3 protein-coding genes and 2 pseudogenes are annotated in these 2,718 nt (G+C 42.7%); 3 read left to right on the top strand and 2 right to left on the bottom strand.

What is annotated here, in order from left to right; all coding sequences use genetic code 11:
* The first annotated feature begins 220 nt into the window (after positions 1 to 220).
* A pseudogene (gene iadA / locus AC075L_RS07820) lies at positions 221 to 1,359 on the top strand (beta-aspartyl-peptidase).
* Positions 1,349 to 1,552 (top strand): hypothetical protein, encoded by a 204-nt coding sequence (locus AC075L_RS07815; RefSeq protein ID WP_476387492.1) that lies wholly within the window; start codon positions 1,349 to 1,351, stop codon positions 1,550 to 1,552. The pseudogene iadA and the gene AC075L_RS07815 overlap by 11 nt, the downstream one beginning before the upstream one ends.
* Before the next feature lie 14 nt (positions 1,553 to 1,566).
* On the opposite strand, the pseudogene AC075L_RS07810 reads toward AC075L_RS07815, so the two are convergent.
* Together AC075L_RS07810 and AC075L_RS07805 are read right to left on the bottom strand one after the other, a co-directional pair.
* Positions 1,567 to 1,635: pseudogene (locus AC075L_RS07810) on the bottom strand (hypothetical protein); the annotation flags it as partial.
* Between the two features lie 28 nt (positions 1,636 to 1,663).
* Positions 1,664 to 2,281: a MurR/RpiR family transcriptional regulator gene (locus AC075L_RS07805; protein ID WP_476387491.1), complete on the bottom strand. Its 618-nt coding sequence runs from the start codon at positions 2,279 to 2,281 to the stop codon at positions 1,664 to 1,666.
* Between the two features lie 205 nt (positions 2,282 to 2,486).
* Between AC075L_RS07805 and AC075L_RS07800 the strand changes: the two genes are divergently transcribed.
* On the top strand, positions 2,487 to 2,718 hold a 232-nt coding region (locus tag AC075L_RS07800; protein ID WP_476387490.1), incomplete at its 3' end, for a hypothetical protein.

Below are 2,718 nucleotides of genomic sequence, written 5' to 3'. Positions count from 1 at the left end.
CGATTAGAAATTACTTCTCCAGGAAAGCTGCCAATGGGACAAACATTCATATCGGATGTACCTTGATGGTGGAAATATATAGCTAATTATTCAGAACTTTCATAGACAAAACGGATTCCATCGTATATACTTTGAGTAGAAACGAAAAAAGAAAAGTAACTGTTCATGATAGTTTGGAGTATCTGCGTAATGAACAGCTACGGGAAAAAGGGGAACAGTTATGTTATTGGTAAAGAATGCAGAGATTTACGCACCGGAATATCTCGGTCAAGAGAATTTTTGATTTGCGGGGGAAAGATTGAATGTATACAGGATTCCATCAGAGAATTGCCTGTGGAGTGCGAGGTGCTGGATGCAGAGGGCAAGATTCTTACTCCCGGATTTTTAGATCAACATGTACATATCACCGGAGGCGGTGGAGAGGGAAGCTTTCATACGCGGACACCGGAATTACAGATGTCAGAACTGGTAGAGAACGGTATCACAACAGTGGTGGGACTTCTGGGTACGGATGGTATCACCAGGAGTGTGGACAATCTTTATGCGAAGACCCGGGTACTCTGTGAGGAGGGCGTGAGTGCTTATATGCTCACAGGTGCTTACGGATATCCCAGCCCGACTATCACAGGTGAAACAGACAGGGACATCGTATTCGTGAATGAGATTTTGGGTGTGAAGCTGGCGATATCTGATCACCGGGCACCTAATGTGACTGGTGATCAGTTGGTTCAGATTGCAAGTAAAGCTCGTGTGGCGGGAATGCTCAGTGGAAAGCCAGGCATTGTGGTGCTTCACATGGGAGATGACAAAGATGGTCTTGCGCCGGTATTCCGGGCATTGGAGGTGAGTTCTGTTCCTGTACGGATTTTCCGTCCCACTCATGTCAACCGGAATGAAAAGTTGCTGGAAGAGGGCTACGAATTTCTGAAGCGGGGAGGTTATATTGATCTGACCTGCGGTATGCACACTTCACCGGGAGAATGTGTTCTGGAGGCTAAAAAGCGGGGACTGCCCACAGAGCATATCACAATGAGCTCTGACGGACACGGAAGCTGGTCTAATTATGCTGAGGACGGCAGCCTTCTGGAGATAGGTGTATCTGGTGTGGATGCACTTTATAAAGAGTTGAAATATATGGTACAGGTTCTGGGAATGACTCTGGAGGAAGCACTGCCTTATATGACCTGTCAGGTGGCAGAGGGGCTGGATTTACTGGGAATCAAGGGAACTGTGGCAGAGGGGGCCGATGCGGATCTGTTGCTGTTTGATCAGGATCTGACGCTGGATACTTATGTAGCCAGGGGAAAGATCTTTATGAAGCATGGAGAGGTGATTCGAAAAGGCACCTATGAGAAGTAAAAAGAAAATAAAAACGAAACCGGATATATGGCTTTCTGTTGGAAACCTGTATATCCGGTTTTGTTTTTGGGCTAAAAATCAGGATGGCAAAGTGTCGATAAAAATCTGCCGTTCAGATGGTGATACACTATCGATGACAAGACAGGATGCCAGAATATTGAGCATAGCCATAGGTGCAGTCATAGAGTTATAAAACAGCTTCGTAGATGTGGGACAGAGAAGCAATAGTGTGCTGTGCGCAGCTGCCGGTGAAGTATCACTGTCTGTGATGGTCAGAATCGGTACCCCTGATTTAGCTGCTTTTTTAGCAATATTTCCAATCGGAAAATAATAGCGGGGGAAAAGAGAAAAAGATTACCAGGTCACCATCCGTCAGCTGTTGGATAATCTTCTGGGTGACTTCCAGATCCGATAAATCAATCAACGCAGAATTCAAGTACAGAATTTCCAAACGGCTCTGTAAAAATTTGCCGGGAACCAGAGAAATATCATGGGCAAAGATGTAGATACGGGTGCTTTTCCGGATTTCATCAGAAGCCTTTATGACAGATTCCAGATTGATGTTGGTAATAAAATCAGAGAAAACTGCGGCCTCTGTATTGCAGATTTCATGAAGCATTTGTTCCCGCTCGGTGTCTTCGCCTGAGGTACGCTCTGGCAGAAAAAAGGAAGAAGAGGAGGCCTGCTTAATCATTTTTTGGGTATAGTCCCGAAACTGCTCCTTTAAGTCCAGAAAGTTGGAGTACCCCAGTTTTTGACAAAAACGAAGCAAAGTCAGCTCGGAGGTACCGGTCTGATGGCTTAGCTGTGCCAGTGTAATGTAGCTGATTTCCTCCGGATTAGCAATTAGATAATCTGCGATTGTTTTCTGCTTTTTTGTCAGGGCAGGATAAAGTTTTTGAAGATGCTCTAAAATATCCATAGATATTACACGATGTCCTTCCTTTGCATGGCGCATGCAATGTTTTATATTTTTTTCATAAAAATATAAGTAAAAACTTTACAAATTTATTATAGCATGTATAATGGAAAATATAAAGTAAAGTATATACTTAACAAAAAATCGAAAGAAAATCATAGTATATATTACATGATTTTCTTTCGAAAAGCAAAGGAGGAAAAAGGCTATGAAGAAACTTTTTGAGAAACACTTCGAACGGACATGGTTGATTATTTTTCTGATTATGTTTGTATTAATTATGATTCCGTTCCCGTTTTTCTACAGCGAGACGTATATTCCCGCATTTGGTGGTGTTCCACTCTATATATTCGGATGGATTGTTCACACTGCCATTACATTTGTGCTGATTATTGTTTATTATCGCATGTGTATGAAGAGAAAAGAATATCACACTTATG

Source organism: Blautia sp. ZXY-1-B12, assembly GCF_056339915.1.
The sequence above is the reverse complement of the archived record's forward strand: the minus strand, read 5'-3'. Positions and strand labels throughout refer to the sequence as shown.

Bases quoted from the DNA above. Each gene is read 5' to 3' on its own strand.
- AC075L_RS07815 (WP_476387492.1), top strand. From the start codon at position 1,349: ATGAGAAGTAAAAAGAAAATAAAAACGAAACCGGATATATGGCTTTCT.
- AC075L_RS07805 (WP_476387491.1), bottom strand. From the start codon at position 2,281: ATGGATATTTTAGAGCATCTTCAAAAACTTTATCCTGCCCTGACAAAA.